This is a genomic window from Polaromonas vacuolata (assembly GCF_012584515.1).
Taxonomy (GTDB): Bacteria; Pseudomonadota; Gammaproteobacteria; order Burkholderiales; family Burkholderiaceae_C; genus Polaromonas; species Polaromonas vacuolata.
Genome location: NZ_CP051461.1, coordinates 86,440 through 105,500, shown reverse-complemented (window position 1 = coordinate 105,500; position 19,061 = coordinate 86,440). Strand labels below are relative to the sequence as shown.

Genomic DNA, 19,061 nt, shown 5'->3' with positions numbered 1-19,061 from the left:
TCGCAGCCTCAAAGGCTTAACCGATTGTGGGGAGTACGCAGACCGAATAAAAAAGTCGGCGTCTGTGTGATTGACCCAGTTCAGGCCAAACTGCGCACCACTTCTAGCGCTTGCTCAATGCGCTCGACCGGGTGAATCGTCAAACCTTCGAAATCCTTGCTGTCCTTTTTAGGCGCATTCGCTTTGGGCACTATGGCCACGGTAAAGCCCAGCTTGGCCGCTTCTTTGAGCCGCTCTTGGCCGCGCGGCGCTGGCCTTACCTCGCCGGCCAGACCGACCTCGCCAAAGGCGATAAAACCCTTGGGCAAGGCCCGGCCTCGCAGACTGGAGGTTATCGCCAACATCACCGCCAAATCAGCCGCCGGCTCGCTAATACGCACGCCCCCCACCGCGTTGACAAACACATCTTGATCCATACACGCCACGCCAGCATGGCGGTGCAGCACCGCCAACAGCATGGCCAGCCGGTCTTTGTCCAGACCCACAGACAGTCGGCGCGGGCTAGGCCCGCCGTTGTCGACGAGTGCTTGAATCTCCACCAGCAGCGGCCGCGTGCCCTCAAGCGTGACCATGACGCAGCTGCCGGGTACCGGTTCGCTGTGCTGGCTGAGAAAAATCGCGCTCGGGTTGGCCACGCCTTTCAGACCTTTTTCGGTCATGGCAAAAACCCCGATTTCATTGACCGCGCCAAAGCGGTTTTTAATCGCCCGCACTAAGCGAAAGCTCGAATGCGTATCGCCTTCAAAATACAGTACGGTATCGACCATGTGCTCCAGCACACGCGGGCCGGCCAACGCGCCTTCTTTGGTGACATGGCCAACCAGCACAATGCACACGCCGCTGGCCTTAGCTGCGCGAGTCAGCAAGGCAGCGCATTCGCGCACCTGTGAGACCGAACCCGGAGCCGCCGACAAGTGGTCGGAATAGACGGTTTGGATAGAGTCAATCACCGCAATCATGGGCTGAGTGGCTTCAAGCGTGGCGAGGATTTTCTCTAAGCCAATTTCAGCCAGCACCATAACTTGCGAGCCGTCTAAGCCCAGACGCCGAGAGCGCAGCGCGATTTGCGCACCGCTTTCTTCGCCCGTGACGTATAGCGTGCGGTGGCCGCTGCGCTGCATAGAGTCCATCGCTTGAAGCAGCAGCGTGGACTTACCAATGCCGGGGTCACCGCCAATTAGCACCACGCCACCTTCGACAATACCGCCACCCAGCACTCTGTCGAGTTCTTCGTGACCGGTGGGGATACGCTGCATATCGCTGGCGTCGATATCGGACAAGGTGATGACGGCTGAGGCCTTGGTCAGTCCTTGGTACTGGCCGCTGTAGCGGTTTTTCGCTGCCGAAGGATTCTCGGCGATAGATTCCAGCAGGGTGTTCCATGCATTGCAATGCGGACATTTACCCAGCCACTTGGGGCTGGTGCCGCCGCAATCGTTGCAGGTGAAGACGGTTTTTTCTTTGGCCATGGGCTATGTTACTGTATAAACAACCAGCTTTTTTGAGCGCTACACCGCGATATGTTTGCAGCACGCGGCGCTTTTGCAGGGTGTCAGGAAATTTAAGTTAAAAGAGTCCAGTAGGTCTCGCTGCAAGCGATACACATTCATCAACTATCTATCAAGCATTTATCAATTGAATATCAACTGATAAGCATGAACAGAAAGCAAAACATGACATCAACAAAGCTTTTTTCCAACCTCAAAAATGACAGGGCGCAAACCTTGGTCGGGAAGCAAAAACCATGAACGTCTGTATTTATGGCGCTGGCGCGATTGGTGGCTGGTTAGGTGGCGCGCTTGCTAGTGCGGGTTGCAACGTCAGTCTGGTGGCGCGCGGCGTGACGCTAGAGGCCTTGCAGCAGCAAGGCCTCGGCGTACAGCAAGCCGGAAAACACACTCAGCACAGGCTAGCATGTAGTGCAGACCCCGCCGAGCTCGGGCCGCAAGACTTGGTGGTGTTGGCGGTAAAAGCACCGGCGCTGCCAGAAGTGGTCAAAAATATTGCGCCGCTAATCGGCCCCAACACCTTGGTGCTGTGCGCCATGAACGGTGTGCCGTGGTGGTTTTTGCAAGACTTTGGCGCGGCGCTTAGCGGCACTCGGCTGCAATCGGTAGATCCAGAGGGCAGCATCGCCGCCGCCATACCAGCAGCGCAAATCATGGGCTGCGTAGTTCATGCCAGTTGCTCGCTAGACGGCCCAGCCCAGGTGCGCCATCACTTTGGCAACAAGCTCATCATTGGTGAGCCGGCCGGTGGGCAAAGCCAGCGCGGACGTGATTTAGCGGCACTGCTAAGCCGCGCCGGTTTTGAAGCGCCGCTGTCCGAACAAATCCAAAAAGACGTCTGGTTCAAGCTCTGGGGCAATATGACGATGAACCCGATTAGCGCCTTGACCGGCGCCAACATAGACCGTATTTTGGATGACGAGTTAGTCGCCGGCTTGATTCGCAGCGTGATGCTGGAAGCCAAAGAAATCGGCGCGCGCATGGGCATTGCGATTGACCAAACGCCAGAAGAACGACTCGCCATCACGCGCAAACTCGGTGCTGTCAAAACTTCTATGCTGCAAGACGTGGAGGCGAGTCGGCCGCTTGAGCTTGACGCGCTGGTCTCGGCAGTGCGTGAACTTGGCCAACTCACCTCCGTGGCCACGCCGTTTACCAATGCGCTGCTGGGTTTGACCCGGTTAAAAGCTAGGACGCTGGGTCTTTATCCTTTAGCCCAAGCGTGATCTCAGTTGTGAACGCTGGAGGCAAGCCGTAGCGTCATCCGGTTTGCATTTGGCACCCAATTTTGAGGTCGAGGTTTTGCTCTGCTTCAAGCCAGCAGCACCGGCACTCGCTGCGCCAGCGCGCACATCAACTCATAGCCTACCGTGCCGGCGGCGTGAGCCACCTCATCAATCGGCAGCACAGCGCCCGATGCAGAACGACCCCACAGCGTGACTTCGCTACCCATAGCGGCTTGCGGCACGGGCGTGAGATCGACCATCACCATGTCCATGCTGACCCGGCCCAACAACCGAGTCCGCACGCCATTGACCAGCACTGGCGTGCCGGTACCGCAGTGGCGCGGATAACCGTCTGCATAGCCACACGCCACCACGCCAATGCGCATGGCCGCATCAGCCACAAACTGCGAGCCGTAGCCCACGCTGTCGCCGGCGACCAAATTTTGCAGGCCTATGATTTTGCTACTTAAGGTCATGGTCGGTGCCAGCCCCAAGTCAGCAGCGCTGTGCTCAGGGAAATCGGACGAGCTACCGTAAAGCACAATGCCCGGCCTTACCCAGTCTGAGGCCTGTGCTAACTCTGGCGCATGGCGCATCAGGCCGGCGCTATTGCTCAAGTTGCGCTCACCCGGCAAGTCGTGGGTCACGGCATTAAAGGCGCTCAGTTGAGCCGCTATGCCCTTGGGTCCATCGGCGTCAGAAAAATGCGTCATCAGGGAAATCTCTTCGACCTGCGGCAACACATTGAGTCGAGTCCAAGCGGCGCGAAAGCGCTCAGGCTTAAAGCCAAGCCGATTCATGCCGGAATTCATCTTTAAAAAAATCCGGTGTGGCAGCAAGGTTTTGTGGGCAGCCAGCATGTCTATTTGCTCGTTGCAATGAATCGTGTGCCACAGGCCTAGACGCGAGCAGAGCTCTAAATCGCGTGCGTCAAAGCAACCTTCGAGCAGCAAAATAGGCCCGCGCCAGTCCAGCGCCCTTAGCCGTTTGGCTTCATCCAAGTCAAGCAAGGCAAAGCCGTCAGCGGCGCGTAGGCCCTCAAAGGCGCGTTCTAGACCGTGGCCATAAGCATTGGCTTTGACGACAGCCCAAGCTCTGGCATCAGGTGCATTGGCGCGTGCCCGTGCTAAGTTGTGGGTAAGCGCGTCGGTGTGTATGGTGGCGAGAATCGGGCGTGGCATGACAGCTTTTCGAGGAGTTGATAGTTGGGCGCGTATGCTCATCTGAGCATGCGGCGAGTTCAAACATGGATATTCATTAGCTTTATGCATTCTGACACCTAGCCCCATGCTATAAACCACAATCGTTTATTGACATTAACCTTTCTCTTAAGGTATCAGCAGACCTGATACCGACCTGAAGCAGTTCCCCCAAAAATTTAATGAAGCGCGGTTTTTACACCATCATGGCAGCCCAGTTTTTCAGCTCACTGGCTGATAACGCGCTATTTGTCGTCGCCGTAGAACTGCTCAGAACCAGTGGTGCGGCCAAGTGGCAGCCAGCGGCATTGGTACCTATGTTTGCGCTGTTTTATGTCGTATTGGCGCCCTTTGTCGGCGCTTTTGCGGATGCCAAGCCCAAGGGCAAGGTGATGTTCTACAGCAATGCCATCAAGGTTGTGGGCTGCATGATGATGCTGTTCGGCACCCATCCGCTGATGGCTTACGCCATCGTTGGTCTGGGTGCGGCGGCTTATTCGCCAGCTAAATACGGCATCCTTACCGAGCTGCTGCCGTCTTCGCAATTGGTCAAGGCCAACGGCTGGATAGAGGGCTTGACCATCTCATCGATTATTTTGGGCGTGCTGCTTGGCGGCCAGCTGATAGGCCATTCGGTCTCAAGCCGATTGCTGGCTTTTGATATGCCGCTCATAGACACCAACATCAACACCGCGCCAGAAGCAGCGATTTGCGTGCTGGCAATTTTGTATGTAGTGGCGGCTTGGTTTAACACCCGCATTCCAGCGACTGGCGTCGAGATGCGCCCCATGCCGCGCAACAAGCTTGAGCTGCTACCTGACTTTTGGAGCTGCAACTCGGCCTTGTGGCGCGACAAGCTAGGCCAGATTTCACTCTCAACCACGACACTTTTTTGGGGTGTATCTGGCAACTTGCGCTATATCGTGCTGGCTTGGAGTGCCGCCGCGCTGGGTTACAGCACCACCCAAGCGTCGTCCTTAGTCGGCGTGGTCGCGATAGGCACGGCCATAGGCGCGGTGCTCGCGTCCCTGCGAATGAGGCTTGAACAAGCACCCAGTGTGATTCCGCTAGGCATTGCCATGGGGCTTTTAGTCATAGGCATGAACTTCATCACCAATGTCTGGGTTGCCGCACCATTCCTAATTTTGCTCGGTGGCTTGGGTGGTTTTTTAGTTGTGCCAATGAATGCGTTGCTGCAACACCGTGGTCACAACCTCATGGGGGCGGGACGCTCTATCGCGGTGCAGAACTTTAACGAGCAGGCCTGCATACTCAGCTTGGGCGCAGGCTACAGCTTATCCACAGGTTTAGGGCTTTCAGCCTTTGGTGCGATCACTGGCTTTGGCGTGTTGGTCGCTGGCTTTATGTGGTTAATCCGGCGCTGGCACATCAGCAACACCATCCATCACAAGGAGCAGGTTGAGCATCTGATGGCGATTGTGCGTAGCGACAACCACCACTGATGACAAGCTATTCAACCAAGCCTGCAGTCGCCTTGACAGCGACCGCCGCGTTAGTTTTTAACGCCGCTATCTGGGGCATGTCCTGGTGGCCGTTGCGACAATTGCAGAACGAAGGCCTGCATCCGCTTTGGTCAACCGCGCTGATTTATCTGCTGGTGTTTGTGCTGCTGCTTTGCGCCAATAGCAAAAGCCTGCGCGGCCTTATTGACCACCCTTCGCTGTTGTTGCTGGCACTGATTTCTGGTCTGACCAATGTCTGCTTTAACTGGGCCGTCACCGAGGGCGACGTGGTGCGCGTCGTACTGCTGTTTTATCTGATGCCAGCTTGGTCAGTGTTGGTGGGCTGGTGGCTTTTAGGGGAAAAGCCCAGCGCGCCCTCCTTGCTGCGACTGCTGCTGGCCATGACCGGCGTGCTCATCGTTTTGAAGTCGCCGGAAACGTCGTTCCCCATACCGCAAAGCTTGGCTGATTGGTTGGCAATCACCGGCGGGCTGTGCTTTGCCATCACCAATGCGATGCTGAGAAAACTCAATTACACGCCCAACGGCTCGCGCATGCTGGCCATGTTTGGCGGCGGCACACTGATGGCGGGCGGCACGGCTTTGTTGGGAATGCAACTCGTCGCTATCAACGCGCCGACTTTAACGCTGGCAGCATTGCCCGTAGCACTTGGACTTGGCTTGGCCTTTTTTCTGGGTAATGCGGCTTTGCAATATGGTGCCGCCAGGCTATCGGCCAGCGCCACAGCGTTGGTGATGCTGACCGAGATTTTGTTCGCCAGTTTGTCTGCCGCAGCGCTGGGCGCTGCCGATTTCACACCGCGCATTTTGCTGGGCGGCAGTCTCATCGTGTTGGCGGCGATGTTGTCTGCATTACTGCCGGGTAAGGCTGCTGCGCACTGAAGCAACGTGCGTTTCTCAAGCGCGCAAAATAACACCTCCAACAGGGAGTTATCTTCATGACAACATCGGTTTACGACTTTAGCGTGCGCAATATTGAGGGCCAAGAAACGCCGCTCTCCGCTTTCAAAGGCCAGGTCTTACTCATCGTCAATACCGCCAGCGAATGCGGTTTTACGCCGCAGTTCGCCGGCTTGGAGTTGCTGCACAAAAGCCACGCAGCCAAAGGTCTGGCGGTGCTGGGGTTTCCATGCAATCAGTTTGGCGCGCAAGACCCGGGCGACAACAAAGAAATTGCTAGCTTTTGCGAGCGCAACTATGGGGTGAGTTTCCCCATGATGGCGAAAATTGAGGTCAACGGCGGCGCAGCCGATCCGCTCTACCAATGGCTAGCCCACCAAACGCCGGGCTTACTCGGCAGCACGGCGATCAAGTGGAACTTCACCAAGTTTCTGATCGGCAAAGACGGCCAAGTCATCAAGCGTTTTGCGCCGCTGGACCAGCCAGCCAGCCTGCTAAAAGATATTGAGGCGGCGCTAGCTCGCTGATATTTCCCCACTGGCTATTTTTTCGTGGCCTTTAGATGACAGCCAAACCCAATCAGAACTCGATGAAACCGATTCCTAAATACATGACTGGCATGCAGCTAACCTGCTACGGCGGGCTCGACATGCTGGTGCTCAAAGACGACATCGCCGTGCCCACACCAGGGCCGCGCGATGTGTTGATCAAAGTTGGCGCCGCGGGCGTGAACAACACCGACATCAACACCCGCATCGGCTGGTATGCCAAATCCGCTGACGACAGCAGCACGGCCAGCTGGAGTGGCAACGCGTTTAAGTTTCCACGTATCCAAGGCGCTGATGTCTGCGGTGTGGTGGTGGCAGTGGGCGCACAAGCCGACCCCAAGCTGCTGCACCAGCGGGTGTTGGTCGAACCCTGTCTTTGGGAAGTCGATGGCAAAACTCTAGACCAGCCTTGGTACTTTGGCTCTGAATGTGACGGCGGTTTTGCCCAATACTGCGTGGTCGCTGGTCGCCACGCACATGTGGTCAACAGCCCGCTAAGCGATGTGGAACTGGCCTCATTTCCCTGCTCTTACTCAACCGCAGAAAACATGCTCACGCGTGCCAACGTAGTCGCCGGCGATGTGCTGTTGGTCACCGGCGCTTCGGGCGGCGTGGGCTCGGCCACGATTCAGTTGGCGAAAGCCAGAGGCGCGCACGTGATTGCGCTTACCGCAGCCGCAAAACTCGATGCCGTACTGGCTTTAGGTGCAGACCAAAGCGTCGAACGCAGCGCTGATCTGGCGCAAGCATTGGGCAAAAACAGCGTCGATGTGGTGATAGACCTGGTCGCCGGACCGGCTTGGCCAAGCCTGCTGGACGTGCTCAAACCGTTTGGCCGCTACGCCGCCGCGGGCGCTATAGGCGGCCATATGGTGGCGCTCGATATGCGCACCATCTACCTGAAAGACTTGAGCTTATTCGGTTGCACCGTACTGGGAAAAAACGTCTTTGCCAACTTGGTGCAGCGCATCGCGTCTAGCGCTATCAAGCCACTGGTAGCCGAAACATTTGCACTGGCTGATCTACACCTTGCGCAAACTCAGTTCGAGACCAAGGCGCATATTGGCAAACTGGTGATTGATATCGGTAAGCTTTAATCCCAGACTCGCATCGGGATAACCAATAAACCATGCTTGTAGGCGGCAGCCACAGCTAAAACTAACATATAGTTGATCGAAATAGCGTAAATCGATAAACTATATGTTATGTCAAAATCCAGTTCCGCTCTTGCACAAATGCCGCCAGCGACGCTTGCTGCGCTGGCACAGCTAGGCGCCGACCTAGCCGTTGCAAGGCTACGCCGCAAAGAATCACTCAAAACTTGGGCCCAACGCATAGGCATTAGCGTGCCGACTCTTTTGCGCTTGGAAGCTGGCGAACCCAGCGTCAGCCTTGGCGTGCTTGCGACCGCACTCTGGCTGGTTGGCCGCGACCAGACGCTGGCGACCTTGGCCACACCCAAAGAAGACCGCGGCGCGCTTGAGCTAGACGTGCGCCAAGCTGAGGCGCTTGGCAAAGCAAGGGTGCGCGCAACAGCGCAGGCCAAGCTGAAAAAAGTCTCGCTACGGCAAGCCCTTCAAGACAGTCAGACTAAGGCTGATGCGCCAAACCAAGTGCCACAAGCATAGACGACTAAGGACTAAGGATAAAAAAAGCGCATGAAACATGACCAGCTCTACCTGTGGCTTCTCACAGACCCGACTACATCGCGCTACGTTGGCAAACTCAAATTAGTCGACTCGGGCAAGGGCGTGAGTCTTACGTATGGGTCAGATTGGCTAAGCAATGGATTTCCTCTCAGCGAAGACCTGATTGTGGTTGACGTCGAGCATTTACCAAGGTGGAAAGGTCTGGCTGTCGGTGCAGTCGATGACGCACGGCCTGACCGCTGGGGCGAGCGCGTCATACAGTACCTCGACAAGCCGGCTCGACTGTCCCTCATGGAGTATTTGTTTTACGCTGGCGACGATCGCTTTGGCGCGCTCGGCGTGTCGCTCTCAGCCCAAACATACACACCACGCCCCAAAAGCCCCCTGCCACGATTGGACCAAGCCCAGCAGTTAAGCGAAATCGTCCACAAGGTCAGCGCCAAGGAAGTGATCAGCAACATAGAGCGCAAGCTACTGTCCGCTGGCGGCAGTTTTGGTGGCGCCAAGCCCAAAGCGCTCATAGACATTGCCGGTGAAGAATGGCTGATTAAGTTTTTCAACAATGAACCCATAGACGTGCCACTTATTGAGCATGCGTCCATGACGCTTGCCAAGCTGGCCGACATCACCGTGGCGGAAACACAAGTAGTGCAACTCGTCGGTGAGCATGCGCTAGCGGTACGTCGTTTTGATAGACAAGGCGCGCGACGCATCCATTGCCTATCAGCGGGTACTGCGTTACGCGCTCAGAGCGTTGCCGGGCAGGAGCCCGATCTTGGCTACCCAGCGTTGGCTCAGTTGCTGCGGCGTGCTGGCGTGGCAGAAGAAGGTCGGAATCTTCTCGATATGCAGGAGCTGTTTCGCCGTATGGTGTTCAACATCCTGATCGACAACACCGATGACCATGAGAAAAACCACTCACTCATGGTGGTCGAGCCGACGCACCAAGGTAAATATCGACTTGCGCCAGCCTATGACGTATTGACAACGAATTCAGGTCAAGGATTTCAAGAATTCATCGTCGGCAATGACCAGCGTGACTCAACGCTTTCTAATGCCATGTCGCAGTGCGAACTCTTTGGCTACACCCCAGCACAAGCCGCAGCGGCTGTCGTCAACCTTATCCGCATAGTCGATGGCTGGCGTCAACATTTTGCACAGTGCGGCGTTTGTGCCGCTGATCTCGATAGCCTGGCAGAACGCATAGACGGTGCGCAGCTGCTGGGACAAAGGCAAGCCTTTAGTTCTGCGCATTACGCAGCGTCAGTTCGCCCGCAGCGCCCAAGCCCTTTCGCTAGATAGCCGTATTTTTGAATTTAACCGGCAGCGAGGCAAGGCAAGGCCGCAAAGAATCACTCGAAACTAGGCGCACAACGCATGGGCATAGGCATCAGCGTGGCGACTCTTTTGCGCTTGGAAGCTGGCGAACCCAGCGTCAGCCTTGGCGTGCTTGCAACCGCACTCTGGCTGGTTGGCCGCGACCAGACGCTGGCGACCTTGGCCAAACCCAAAGAAGACTGCGGCGCGCTACGTTGGCAAGCTCAAATTAGTCGACTCAGGCAAGGGCGTGAGTCTTACGTATGGGTCAGATTGGCTAAGCAATGGATTTCCTCTCAGCGAAGACCTGATTGTGGTTGACGTCGAGTGATGATTTTTGCTGATTCGATTTCAACCACTGATTTGGACTGCTCAGAGTATTTGTTGGTGTGGTTCAATCACGCATCAGAAAGAGCACATGCCAAACTACGCGCAGTACTCAGAGGCGGCAGTGGCCCAGCTAAAGCATGAAATTTTTACACCCATCAAAATCTACCCGCCCATGACGGTGCGCGAGTTGGCATGTAGTCACAAGTTGTGACCGTATCCCTGCGCAATATCGTCACATAACAAGGAGGATGAGGCACATGGCCAAAATTGAAGTTAAGGGCACGAGCATCACGGTCTATAGCGTGGGCGATAAGGATTTCATCTCCCTCACGGACATGATCCGGGCTAAAGACGGTGACTTTTTTATCTCCGACTGGCTGCGCAACCGCAACACTGTGGAGTTTCTGGGCATCTGGGAGCAGGTTCACAACCCGAATTTCAACTATGGCGGATTCGCCACAATTAAAAGTCAGGCGGGTCTCAACAACTACAAACTCAGCGCCAAGGAATGGGTGGCTCAGACGAACGCCATTGGACTGGTCGCAAAGGCTGGGCGCTATGGCGGCACCTACGCACACCAGGATATTGCTTTCGAGTTCGGCATGTGGATCAGCGCGGAATTCAAGATTTACCTCATCAAAGAGTTCCAGCGCCTCAAAGAGACCGAACGCGACCAACTGGGCTGGGACATTCGCCGCAATCTAACCAAGATCAATTACCGCATCCATACCGACGCCATCAAAACCCAACTGATTCCGCCACAACTCACCGCCCAGCAAACCAATCTGATCTCGCCAGCGAGGCCGATCTTCTGAACATGGCGCTGTTTGGCAAGACCGCTGCACAGTGGCGTGATGAAAACCCCGGCAACAAGGGCAACATCCGCGACCAAGCCAATGCCGCGCAACTGGTGTGCCTGGCCAATCTGGAAACGCTGAACGCGCACTTCATTCATCAAAAGCTGGCGCAGACGGAGCGGCTAGCTCTGCTGAACCAGACCGCCATAGCGCAAATGAAGCTGCTGTTGGCCGATGTGGGTGTGCAGCGGCTCCAAGGCAAACAGCCATGAACGAACAGGTTTCCTTCACCCTGCGCGGACGCAACCCCGATGTGCTGACCTGCATTGCCAACCTGTCGAACGACGAAGTCTTTACCCTGCCCGGGCTTGCCGGGCGTATGTTGGACACGCTGGCCTAGGCCACGGACCACGGTGGTGCCGACCTGTGGGCCAGCAAGGCCGTGCGCTTTCTGGACCCGTTCACCAAGTCAAGCGTGTTTCTGCGCGAGATCACCAGTCGGCTCACCCTGGGGCTGGCGCAAGATATTCCAGACCTGCAAGAGCGCGTGAATCACATCCTGACGAAACAGGTATTTGGCATTGGCATCACGCGCCTGACCAGTTTGCTGGCGCGGCGTAGCGTGTACTACTCAAAGTACGCCAATGGCGCGCATCCGATTGCCACGAGCTTTGCCAGTGATGCGGGCAATATCTAGTTTGAGCGCACCGAGCACACTTGGGCGCATGGGAAATGCAGCTTTTGCGGTGCCCAAGCCCATTCACCAAACAACCAAACTTAAACCGGCGTCAAAGCATCGTCCAGCAACTCCACCCAATGCCGCACCGGCGTGGCCGTGCCGCTTTGCAAATGCGTGATGCAGCCGACGTTGGCCGAGACAATCACCTCGGGTGCCATCTCTTGCAAATTGCCTAACTTACGGTCGCGCAGCTCATACGCCAGTTTCGGCTGGAGTACCGAGTAAGTACCGGCCGAGCCACAGCACAAATGCGCTTCACAACTGGCGGTACGGATGTTGAAACCGAGTTGCGTCAGGTATTGCTCGACACCGCCGCGCAGCTGCTGGCCGTGCTGCAAGGTGCAAGGCGGGTGAAAAGCGACTTGACCGGCTTTGGCGGCAACCTGCGCCGAGAGTTTTTCGACCAGCTCGGGCAGCAACTCACTCAAGTCCCGCGTCAAAGCACTGACCTGCGCGGCTTTTTCGGCATAGACGGGGTCGTCTTTGAGAATATGACCGTAGTCTTTAACCGTCACGCCGCAGCCTGAAGCGTTCATGACAATCGCCTCGACGCCAGCGTTGTCGGCGTCGCCCACAATCAGTGGCCACCAAGCGTCAATGTTTCGCTTGATCTCGACATGGCTGCCAGTGTGGTCGTTCATATGCAGCTTGACTGCACCGCAGCAGCCCGCCTTGGCCGCTGTCACCACCTGTATGCCAGCCGCGTCAAGCACGCGCACCGTGGCGCTATTGATATTGGGCAGCATAGACGGCTGAACGCAGCCACTGAGCATGAGCATCTTGCGGGCATGCGTGCGCGTCGGTATTGAGCCGGCATCTTGGCGCGCTGGTACTTTGTTTTTCAGCGCTGCGGGCAGCAAACCGCGCACCGCTTGGCCTAGCTTCATGGCCGGCGCGAACAGCGGCGAAGGCAGGCCTTCTTTGAGCGCCCAGCGCAAAGCTTTCTCGGCGGGTGGGCGCGGTACGCGCTCGTCGACTAGCTTGCGACCAATTTCTATCAAGTTGCCGTATTGCACACCGCTTGGGCAGGTGGTCTCGCAGTTGCGGCAAGTCAGGCAGCGGTCTAAATGCATCTGAGTTTTACGCGTTGGCGTTTGACCTTCTAGCACTTGCTTGATCAGGTAGATACGGCCACGCGGACCATCGAGCTCATCGCCTAACAGCTGATACGTCGGGCAGGTGGCGGTACAAAAACCGCAGTGCACGCACTTACGCAAAATGGCTTCAGCCTGCTGGCCGTCGGCGGTATTTTTAAATTCAGGAGCGAGCGTTGTTTGCATGATTTCTTTATGAAGATGTGTCGTTAGTCGCAGGCGCAGCATCGGCCCGAGACTTGGCCTTTTCGCGGCGCCGGAAACCGCGCCGCCAATCCAGAAAAAGTGGTGGGATAGACAGTGCCATCAAGGCTATGGACAAGGGTAGTACCCAGATAAAACCTACGTATTTAAAGCCGATGGCGCCAACCAAGCCGCCACCAATGAAGGACAGCAACAGTGTGGTGTACAGCCGTAACTTGATCTGATTGGCGCGTACCCGGGAAGCAATCGGGCTCTCGGTACGGTTCCAATACAACAGCTTGCCCAGCTCAATACCCAAATCTGTGATCACGCCTGTCATGTGGGTGGTGCGTATCTGAGACTTAGACAGTTTGCTGACCAGTGCGTTTTGCAAACCCATGATGAAGGCCAGCACCAGCAAAGTCAGCGGCACAGCAAAAGGAGTTTGACGGGTCAGCGTCGCGCCCATCAAGCCGAAAATCAGCAGCAAAATGGCTTCGACTAGCAAAGGCATGGCGTACTCGCTGCGCAGCCAGTGGTGGCGCGACCAGTTCACCATGACGGCGGTAAAGGCTGCACCAGCTGCAAACATTAGCAGCGCGCCTAGGGCGCTGAGCACGGGTGTCAAATTACCCAGCACTATGTTGTCCGCCAACATGGAGGCAAACCCGGTCATGTGCGAGGTATACATGCTGATCAGCAAAAAACCGCCGGCATTGATGGCGCCGGCATTAAAAGCCAGCATTCCCCCCAGCAGTCGATTGGTCGAGTCGGTGCGGTGTTGTCCGCTGAGATGTCGCAAACGTCGCATAAAAAAGCGTTCTAGCTTTTAAGGTATGCGCGTTCAGGGTTAAAGATGCCAATCGGGTCAAACTCGCGCCTTAGGCCGGCCTGTATGCGTGCCAGCGCTGGCTGCAAAGTATCAAAACGTTGCACCGCGCTAACCGGACGGTCCAGCGCCGTCTTAAACAGCGTTGCATGTCCGCCAGCCATTGCCGCGAGCTCACGCAGCCGGGGCGCGTCAGAGGCCTCAGCGCAAATCCAGCGCTGACCGCCATGCCACTCCACCAAGGTGCTGCTACATGACTCAGGCAGTAGCAATACAGCCGCTGTTTGCGGCAGCGACAGCCGCCACAAGTCTTGCGTCGGCGTGCGTTGTTCAAACCAAGCCAAACGCTGGTCGCGGCAAGCCAGCCAAAACTCACTGGCGGCGGCATCCGCCATACGTTCACCACCCAACGTTTTGCAAGCCGCAGCAACGGCAGCCTGCGCGCCGCGTAGGCGCAGATAAAGTCGTCCTTGACCGCCCTGCTCCATCCAGCAACTGGCGTTAAGCGGCAAGGGTTTTGCGCCCCAGCCGTGTAGCCAAGACAAGGCTTGGGCTTGGTCGCAGGGAAATACCAGGGTCGCTTCAGCGGGCGCTATGGGCAGCACCTTCAAGCTGATTTCAGTTAACAGCGCCAACGTACCCATACTGCCGTTCATCAGGCGAGAGACGTCATAGCCCGCCACGTTTTTCATGACCTGACCGCCAAAAGTTAAATGCTCAGCGCGGCCATTGATGATTTGCAAACCCAATACAAAGTCGCGCACCGCACCAGCGCTGGCGCGTGCCGGGCCACTCAAGCCAGCCGCGAGCATACCGCCTACGGTTGCCGGTGAGACGCCATCGGCATTGCGGTTAAAGTGCGGCGGCTCAAACGGCAGACATTGGCCTTGCGCGGCTAGCAGAGCTTCGAGTTCAGCCAGCGAAGTGCCAGCGCCAACGGTGACGACTAACTCGCTGGGTTCATAGCTGACGACGCCAGAAAGCGGCCGGGTATCAAGTATTTGGCCGTCAAAAGATTGGCCATAAAAGTCTTTGCTGCCGCCGCCGCGAAAACGCAGTGGTGTGCGGGTTTCGGCCGCGCTGCGCACCTGTTGGACAAAGTCGGCAATTGTTTCTGTATCTATTGGCATGATTTGATGGTAAGCGGCATCTGACTGGGCGATGCTGATTTTTTTGAGGCTGTTGTGTGCAGTTTTTTTGCCGACTCAAACGATGGCGAAATTCACCGGCAAACCCGGCACATCAAGCGGCATGGCAAATACGCAGCCGGAATGCGGCCAAGCCTTGAGCTCTGCGGCCGAGCGGCCATAACTAGCAGTCGTTACATACAAAGTCTTGAGGTCAGGACCACCAAAGCAAGGCATGGTCGGGCAGCGCGCCGGCACAGTGATATCGGCCAGTTGCGTAGCCGCAGGTGAAAGCTTGAGAATCCGACCACCCTCAAACATAGCCGCGTAATAGTTACCCTCAACATCAACCGCCGCACCGTCTGGTCGACCGCCATAACTGGCGTCGTGACCCGTGCCGCTTTGCCAGCCTAAAGGCTTGGCCGGCCATTCGGCGAAGACGCTTTCATTGCGCATGTGGTTACCAGCCGCATCCCAATCCCAGACGCGAATGCGGTGACTTGTGGTGTCACTCCAGTAAAGACGTGAAGCGTCAGGCGACCAAGCCAGACCGTTGGCCACCGTAGCAGCGCCCTGCTGGCGCAACAAACCAGCAGCACCGCCGGCTCTGGAATCAAGTGAGAAAAGTTCGGCTAAAGCAGCAGTGCGCGGCTCGTAAATCGTGCCGGCCCAAAAGCGCCCCAAGGGGTCGGCCTTTCCGTCGTTAAAGCGCGTGCTGCCGGTGTCATGACTGGCCGGCGCCAAACAATGCAATGCGCCGCCCCATTGCGGCGCGTGATAAATACCGTCACGCAAAGCAATCACTAAACCGTTAGCGACTCCTTGGGCATTACGCGCCGGTGCCATGCAGCCGGGTTCTTGCGACATGGCCCAGCTTTGCACGACTTGCGTTTTAGGGTCCATACGGCGAATTTGTCGACCGGGAATGTCTAGCCAGTAGAGCATTTGCTCATCAGGATGCCAAAAAGGGGATTCACCGAGGGCGTCGGGCTGAGTGGTAACGGGCTGCATTTGCATGGGGCACCAAGTAAAGAGAGAGGCTTGACTTTAACGTGCTGGCTGGGCTTGTTAGTCGAAGCGCAAGACAAACCCGCGCGGTTCTTGCCACTTCTAGACCTCAGAACAGATTTAAAAAAAGCATAAAAAAAGCCCGCCAGTTTTGACGCCGGCGGGCAAATAACTTCAGGAGACATTCGCTAGCGCCAGCGGTCTTTAGCCGCTGCTAGGCGCATTACTTCAATCAGTTGTGATACGCGGTCTCACCGTGGGACGAGATGTCCAAGCCTTCGCGCTCGTCTTCTTCGCTCACGCGCAGACCAATCGTCAGGTCAACAATCTTGTAGGCGATAAAGGAAACCACGCCCGACCAGACGATGGTAAGTAGCACAGCTTTAGCCTGAACCAAGACTTGGGAGACGATGGAGTAGTCACCAGCGGTAATACCGGTAGCAGTAACCCAATCAGCCACATAGCCAGGACCACCCAGGTTTGGCGAATTAAATACGCCCGTCAGCAAGGCGCCCACAATGCCGCCGATACCGTGCACGCCAAAGACGTCGAGTGAGTCATCCGCACCGAGTAATTTCTTCAAACCATTCACACCCCATAGGCAGGCAAAGCCAGCAACCACACCGATCGCCAAACCACCGCCTATGCCGACATTACCGGCCGCTGGCGTAATTGCCACCAAACCAGCTACCGCACCGGATGCAGCACCCAGCATAGAAGCCTTACCGCGCATCAAGGACTCGCCAACACACCAGGCCAGTACCGCAGCTGCCGTAGCACCCAAGGTATTGATAAAGGCCAACGCTGCAAAACCATTGGCTTCGAGTGCCGAACCAGCGTTGAAACCAAACCAGCCAACCCACAACAATGCCGCACCGACCATGGTCAGTGTCAGGCTGTGAGGTGCCATGGATTCCTTGCCGTAACCAATGCGTTTACCAATCACGTAGGCACCCACCAAACCAGCAACCGCAGCGTTGATGTGAACCACAGTGCCGCCAGCAAAGTCCAGCGCGCCGGTCTGCCACAGGTAGCCAGCTTTGGCATTCATAGCGTCAACCACTTCTTTGCTGGTGTAAGCGTCAGGGCCCATCCAGAACCAGACCATGTGGGCGATAGGCGCATAGCTAAAGGTGAACCAGATAACCATGAATATCAGCACGGCGGAGAACTTAATGCGTTCAGCAAAAGCACCCACGATCAAGCAGCCTGTAATACCGGCAAAAGTTGCTTGGAAGGCGGCAAACACCAATTCAGGAATCACAACGCCCTTGCTAAAAGTAGCGGCAGTCGCAAAAGTACCGGCAGTGTTGTCCCAGATTCCTTTCATGAACAATCGGTCAAAGCCGCCGAAGAAGGCGTTGCCTTCGGTAAAAGCCAAGCTGTAACCGTAGATAAACCACAGCACCACAATCATGGAGAAAGTCACCATAACTTGCATCAGCACGGACAGCATGTTTTTGCTACGCACCAAGCCGCCGTAGAACAAGGCCAAGCCAGGTACGGTCATCAAGATCACAAGAATAGTGGAGACCATCATCCAAGCGGTATCGCCCTTGTTAGGTACGGGAGCGGCCGGCGCTGATGCAGCGGCAGCTGGCGCAGCGGCGGTAACTGGCAGAGCAGCAGTGCTTGCTGCCGGTGCAGTCACGGCATCGGCGGGCTTGGCAGTCACAGCGGAAGCTGCTGTCGCTTCAGGCGCGGCAGCAGGCGCTTGGGCCAACGCTGCAGCACCGGAGCCGAGTAGGCTCAGGCCGAGTGCTAGTGAAAGAAGAAGTTTTTTCATGTCAATGTTCTCTTTGATATGGGCAGGTGTGGGGTCTATTCAGACGGGCGCTTAGAGCGCTTCCTTGCCGGTCTCGCCGGTACGAATACGCACAACCTGCTCGAGGTTGTAGACAAAAATCTTGCCGTCGCCGATCTTGCCGGTACGCGCTGCGGCTTCGACAGCCTCTATCACGCGATCCACCAATTCGTCGGAGACCGCCGCCTCAATCTTGACCTTGGGCAAGAAATCCACAACATATTCAGCACCGCGATAAAGTTCGGTGTGACCCTTTTGCCGGCCAAAGCCCTTGACTTCGGTAACGGTAATGCCCTGAACGCCAATCGCCGAGAGTGCTTCGCGCACTTCGTCTAACTTGAACGGTTTAATGATGGCCGTGATGAGTTTCATTTTCAGGTTTCCTCCTAATTAGATGATGAAAAAGCGGAACCGGCCCCTTTGCCATGCACCGCCCAAATTGGCTTACAGGGTTTTCGTCAACATCACCACCACAGTGCCTTTGTTGACAGACTTGTTTGGATCAACGGCAAACAAGTAATTGCTTTTCTTGTTGGCACCAACATATGCACCCGACAAAGCCATGCCGCTACCCAGATCGTAGCTTGCGCCTACGCTGTAATCCATGTAATCGGGAACACCCGCAGCGTTAGCTGCGCTCTTGAAATTAGTCAGACCTAAAGATGCCTTGAAAGTCACTTTGGGCGCGACTTCTTGGGCCAGAGCTAAGGAAAGGTAGCCCGTACCTTTGCCTTGGCCGACTAAAGAATCCTTACCCAGACCGAAGTAGCCTTCGGACACGGTATAGGAGTATTTAGCGCTAACTGGGCCGTAGCCAGCACCGAAATAGACCTCGGTAGTGTTGGCCAGGCTGGCGCTAGGGTAGATATAAGTCAGTGCACCCACATCCAAGTCCAGCGCGCCGGCTTTAAATTTGTAACCGCCGTACAAGTCGACTTCTACCGACGCGTTGGCTTTGGTGCTCAGCGCGTATTTAGTCCAGTTAATCGTCGAATTCCAATTGCCAACGTAAAAACCGTTGTCAAACGCATAGTCAAAGCCGCCTTGCAAAGCCGGCTTGATAGCGCGAGACTTGCCCTGGTCCTGATCCTGGCCACGGAACTTGTAGTTGCTGGTCAAGGAGATGTTGAAAGACAGTGGCTCAGCGGCGGCTTCAGCAGCTGGCGCAGCCGTTTGGGCAAAAGCAGAAGCTGAAACCAGCAGAGCAGCAGACAACACGAATTGGACAGGAAGCAGTTTCATGGGAATCTCCGGGGAGGTTGTTAAATTACTTAGTAAAACCTTGTAAGCACGTAACGTGCCAAAAAACCCTGGGAGCCG

At 56.2% G+C, this 19,061-nt stretch carries 22 protein-coding genes; 13 read left to right on the top strand and 9 right to left on the bottom strand.

The window, feature by feature from the left end; translation table 11 throughout:
• Positions 1 to 80 precede the first annotated feature (80 nt).
• A complete protein-coding gene (radA, locus tag HC248_RS00480) occupies positions 81 to 1,469 on the bottom strand; it encodes a DNA repair protein RadA (RefSeq protein WP_168920770.1) in 1,389 nt (462 codons plus the stop codon).
• A 275-nt stretch (positions 1,470 to 1,744) separates the two neighbouring features.
• Between radA and HC248_RS00475 the strand changes: the two genes are divergently transcribed.
• Positions 1,745 to 2,734, top strand: a complete 990-nt coding sequence (locus HC248_RS00475) for a 2-dehydropantoate 2-reductase (protein WP_168920769.1) — start codon at positions 1,745 to 1,747, stop codon at positions 2,732 to 2,734.
• A gap of 86 nt (positions 2,735 to 2,820) precedes the next feature.
• On the opposite strand, the gene alr is transcribed toward HC248_RS00475, so the two are convergent.
• Positions 2,821 to 3,915 carry an alanine racemase gene (gene alr, locus HC248_RS00470; protein WP_168920768.1) on the bottom strand — a complete coding sequence of 365 codons (1,095 nt, stop codon included), beginning with the start codon at positions 3,913 to 3,915 and terminating at the stop codon, positions 2,821 to 2,823.
• 200 nt (positions 3,916 to 4,115) lie between these two features.
• On the opposite strand from alr, the gene lplT reads away from it, so the two are divergent.
• The 12 genes from lplT (at position 4,116) to HC248_RS17540 (ending at position 11,654) form a co-directional block, all read left to right on the top strand.
• On the top strand, positions 4,116 to 5,396 hold the full coding sequence (lplT, locus tag HC248_RS00465) for a lysophospholipid transporter LplT (RefSeq protein WP_168920767.1): 1,281 nt from the start codon (positions 4,116 to 4,118) through the stop codon (positions 5,394 to 5,396).
• Positions 5,396 to 6,298, top strand: a complete 903-nt coding sequence (locus HC248_RS00460) for a DMT family transporter (RefSeq protein WP_168920766.1) — start codon at positions 5,396 to 5,398, stop codon at positions 6,296 to 6,298. Before lplT ends, HC248_RS00460 begins: the two co-directional genes overlap by 1 nt.
• 56 nt (positions 6,299 to 6,354) lie before the next feature.
• Positions 6,355 to 6,843, top strand: coding sequence for a glutathione peroxidase (locus HC248_RS00455; RefSeq protein ID WP_168920765.1), 489 nt, complete (start codon positions 6,355 to 6,357; stop codon positions 6,841 to 6,843).
• Positions 6,844 to 6,905: 62 nt separating this feature from the next.
• Positions 6,906 to 7,961, top strand: a complete 1,056-nt coding sequence (locus HC248_RS00450) for an alcohol dehydrogenase family protein (protein WP_168920764.1) — start codon at positions 6,906 to 6,908, stop codon at positions 7,959 to 7,961.
• Between the two features lie 108 nt (positions 7,962 to 8,069).
• Complete coding sequence (locus tag HC248_RS00445) at positions 8,070 to 8,492, top strand: helix-turn-helix domain-containing protein (protein WP_168920763.1); 423 nt, start codon at positions 8,070 to 8,072, stop codon at positions 8,490 to 8,492.
• Positions 8,493 to 8,522: 30 nt separating this feature from the next.
• Positions 8,523 to 9,815 carry a type II toxin-antitoxin system HipA family toxin gene (locus HC248_RS00440; RefSeq protein WP_168920762.1) on the top strand — a complete coding sequence of 431 codons (1,293 nt, stop codon included), beginning with the start codon at positions 8,523 to 8,525 and terminating at the stop codon, positions 9,813 to 9,815.
• A gap of 75 nt (positions 9,816 to 9,890) precedes the next feature.
• Positions 9,891 to 10,151 (top strand): hypothetical protein, encoded by a 261-nt coding sequence (locus HC248_RS00435; RefSeq protein WP_168920761.1) that lies wholly within the window; start codon positions 9,891 to 9,893, stop codon positions 10,149 to 10,151.
• Between the two features lie 97 nt (positions 10,152 to 10,248).
• Positions 10,249 to 10,371 carry a hypothetical protein gene (locus tag HC248_RS17770; RefSeq protein ID WP_272953630.1) on the top strand — a complete coding sequence of 41 codons (123 nt, stop codon included), beginning with the start codon at positions 10,249 to 10,251 and terminating at the stop codon, positions 10,369 to 10,371.
• 46 nt (positions 10,372 to 10,417) lie between these two features.
• Entirely contained in the window at positions 10,418 to 10,975 is a 558-nt protein-coding gene (locus HC248_RS00430) for a KilA-N domain-containing protein (protein WP_238342677.1), read from the top strand.
• Between the two features lie 2 nt (positions 10,976 to 10,977).
• Entirely contained in the window at positions 10,978 to 11,229 is a 252-nt protein-coding gene (locus HC248_RS17545) for a hypothetical protein (RefSeq protein WP_238342676.1), read from the top strand.
• Positions 11,226 to 11,357 (top strand): hypothetical protein, encoded by a 132-nt coding sequence (locus tag HC248_RS17765; RefSeq protein WP_272953629.1) that lies wholly within the window; start codon positions 11,226 to 11,228, stop codon positions 11,355 to 11,357. The genes HC248_RS17545 and HC248_RS17765 overlap by 4 nt, the downstream gene beginning before the upstream one ends.
• Before the next feature lie 42 nt (positions 11,358 to 11,399).
• Positions 11,400 to 11,654 (top strand): hypothetical protein, encoded by a 255-nt coding sequence (locus HC248_RS17540; RefSeq protein ID WP_238342675.1) that lies wholly within the window; start codon positions 11,400 to 11,402, stop codon positions 11,652 to 11,654.
• A gap of 80 nt (positions 11,655 to 11,734) precedes the next feature.
• On the opposite strand, the gene glcF is transcribed toward HC248_RS17540, so the two are convergent.
• From glcF to HC248_RS00390, 7 genes are all read right to left on the bottom strand, one after another.
• Positions 11,735 to 12,976 carry a glycolate oxidase subunit GlcF gene (glcF, locus tag HC248_RS00420; RefSeq protein ID WP_168920760.1) on the bottom strand — a complete coding sequence of 414 codons (1,242 nt, stop codon included), beginning with the start codon at positions 12,974 to 12,976 and terminating at the stop codon, positions 11,735 to 11,737.
• Between the two features lie 7 nt (positions 12,977 to 12,983).
• Entirely contained in the window at positions 12,984 to 13,784 is an 801-nt protein-coding gene (locus HC248_RS00415; RefSeq protein WP_168920759.1) for a YoaK family protein, read from the bottom strand.
• Between the two features lie 11 nt (positions 13,785 to 13,795).
• Positions 13,796 to 14,932: a glycolate oxidase subunit GlcE gene (gene glcE, locus HC248_RS00410; RefSeq protein ID WP_168920758.1), complete on the bottom strand. Its 1,137-nt coding sequence runs from the start codon at positions 14,930 to 14,932 to the stop codon at positions 13,796 to 13,798.
• A gap of 75 nt (positions 14,933 to 15,007) precedes the next feature.
• The gene (locus HC248_RS00405; RefSeq protein WP_168920757.1) at positions 15,008 to 15,946 is read right to left on the bottom strand and encodes an SMP-30/gluconolactonase/LRE family protein; all 939 of its coding nucleotides are present in this window, start codon (positions 15,944 to 15,946) and stop codon (positions 15,008 to 15,010) included.
• Between the two features lie 223 nt (positions 15,947 to 16,169).
• Complete coding sequence (gene amt, locus HC248_RS00400) at positions 16,170 to 17,723, bottom strand: ammonium transporter (protein ID WP_168920756.1); 1,554 nt, start codon at positions 17,721 to 17,723, stop codon at positions 16,170 to 16,172.
• A gap of 51 nt (positions 17,724 to 17,774) precedes the next feature.
• Complete coding sequence (gene glnK / locus HC248_RS00395; RefSeq protein ID WP_168920755.1) at positions 17,775 to 18,113, bottom strand: P-II family nitrogen regulator; 339 nt, start codon at positions 18,111 to 18,113, stop codon at positions 17,775 to 17,777.
• Between the two features lie 72 nt (positions 18,114 to 18,185).
• Complete coding sequence (locus HC248_RS00390; RefSeq protein ID WP_168920754.1) at positions 18,186 to 18,983, bottom strand: TorF family putative porin; 798 nt, start codon at positions 18,981 to 18,983, stop codon at positions 18,186 to 18,188.
• Positions 18,984 to 19,061 lie beyond the last annotated feature (78 nt).

Coding starts and splice junctions, on each gene's coding strand:
- HC248_RS17765 (WP_272953629.1), top strand. CDS start 11,226: ATGAACGAACAGGTTTCCTTCACCCTGCGCGGACGCAACCCCGATGTG.
- lplT (WP_168920767.1), top strand. CDS start 4,116: ATGAAGCGCGGTTTTTACACCATCATGGCAGCCCAGTTTTTCAGCTCA.
- HC248_RS17770 (WP_272953630.1), top strand. CDS start 10,249: ATGCCAAACTACGCGCAGTACTCAGAGGCGGCAGTGGCCCAGCTAAAG.
- alr (WP_168920768.1), bottom strand. CDS start 3,915: ATGCCACGCCCGATTCTCGCCACCATACACACCGACGCGCTTACCCAC.
- HC248_RS17545 (WP_238342676.1), top strand. CDS start 10,978: ATGGCGCTGTTTGGCAAGACCGCTGCACAGTGGCGTGATGAAAACCCC.
- HC248_RS00415 (WP_168920759.1), bottom strand. CDS start 13,784: ATGCGACGTTTGCGACATCTCAGCGGACAACACCGCACCGACTCGACC.
- HC248_RS00440 (WP_168920762.1), top strand. CDS start 8,523: ATGAAACATGACCAGCTCTACCTGTGGCTTCTCACAGACCCGACTACA.
- HC248_RS00445 (WP_168920763.1), top strand. CDS start 8,070: ATGTCAAAATCCAGTTCCGCTCTTGCACAAATGCCGCCAGCGACGCTT.
- HC248_RS00390 (WP_168920754.1), bottom strand. CDS start 18,983: ATGAAACTGCTTCCTGTCCAATTCGTGTTGTCTGCTGCTCTGCTGGTT.
- HC248_RS00460 (WP_168920766.1), top strand. CDS start 5,396: ATGACAAGCTATTCAACCAAGCCTGCAGTCGCCTTGACAGCGACCGCC.
- amt (WP_168920756.1), bottom strand. CDS start 17,723: ATGAAAAAACTTCTTCTTTCACTAGCACTCGGCCTGAGCCTACTCGGC.
- HC248_RS00405 (WP_168920757.1), bottom strand. CDS start 15,946: ATGCAAATGCAGCCCGTTACCACTCAGCCCGACGCCCTCGGTGAATCC.
- HC248_RS00430 (WP_238342677.1), top strand. CDS start 10,418: ATGGCCAAAATTGAAGTTAAGGGCACGAGCATCACGGTCTATAGCGTG.
- radA (WP_168920770.1), bottom strand. CDS start 1,469: ATGGCCAAAGAAAAAACCGTCTTCACCTGCAACGATTGCGGCGGCACC.
- glnK (WP_168920755.1), bottom strand. CDS start 18,113: ATGAAACTCATCACGGCCATCATTAAACCGTTCAAGTTAGACGAAGTG.
- glcF (WP_168920760.1), bottom strand. CDS start 12,976: ATGCAAACAACGCTCGCTCCTGAATTTAAAAATACCGCCGACGGCCAG.
- HC248_RS00435 (WP_168920761.1), top strand. CDS start 9,891: ATGGGCATAGGCATCAGCGTGGCGACTCTTTTGCGCTTGGAAGCTGGC.
- glcE (WP_168920758.1), bottom strand. CDS start 14,932: ATGCCAATAGATACAGAAACAATTGCCGACTTTGTCCAACAGGTGCGC.
- HC248_RS00450 (WP_168920764.1), top strand. CDS start 6,906: ATGAAACCGATTCCTAAATACATGACTGGCATGCAGCTAACCTGCTAC.
- HC248_RS00455 (WP_168920765.1), top strand. CDS start 6,355: ATGACAACATCGGTTTACGACTTTAGCGTGCGCAATATTGAGGGCCAA.
- HC248_RS00475 (WP_168920769.1), top strand. CDS start 1,745: ATGAACGTCTGTATTTATGGCGCTGGCGCGATTGGTGGCTGGTTAGGT.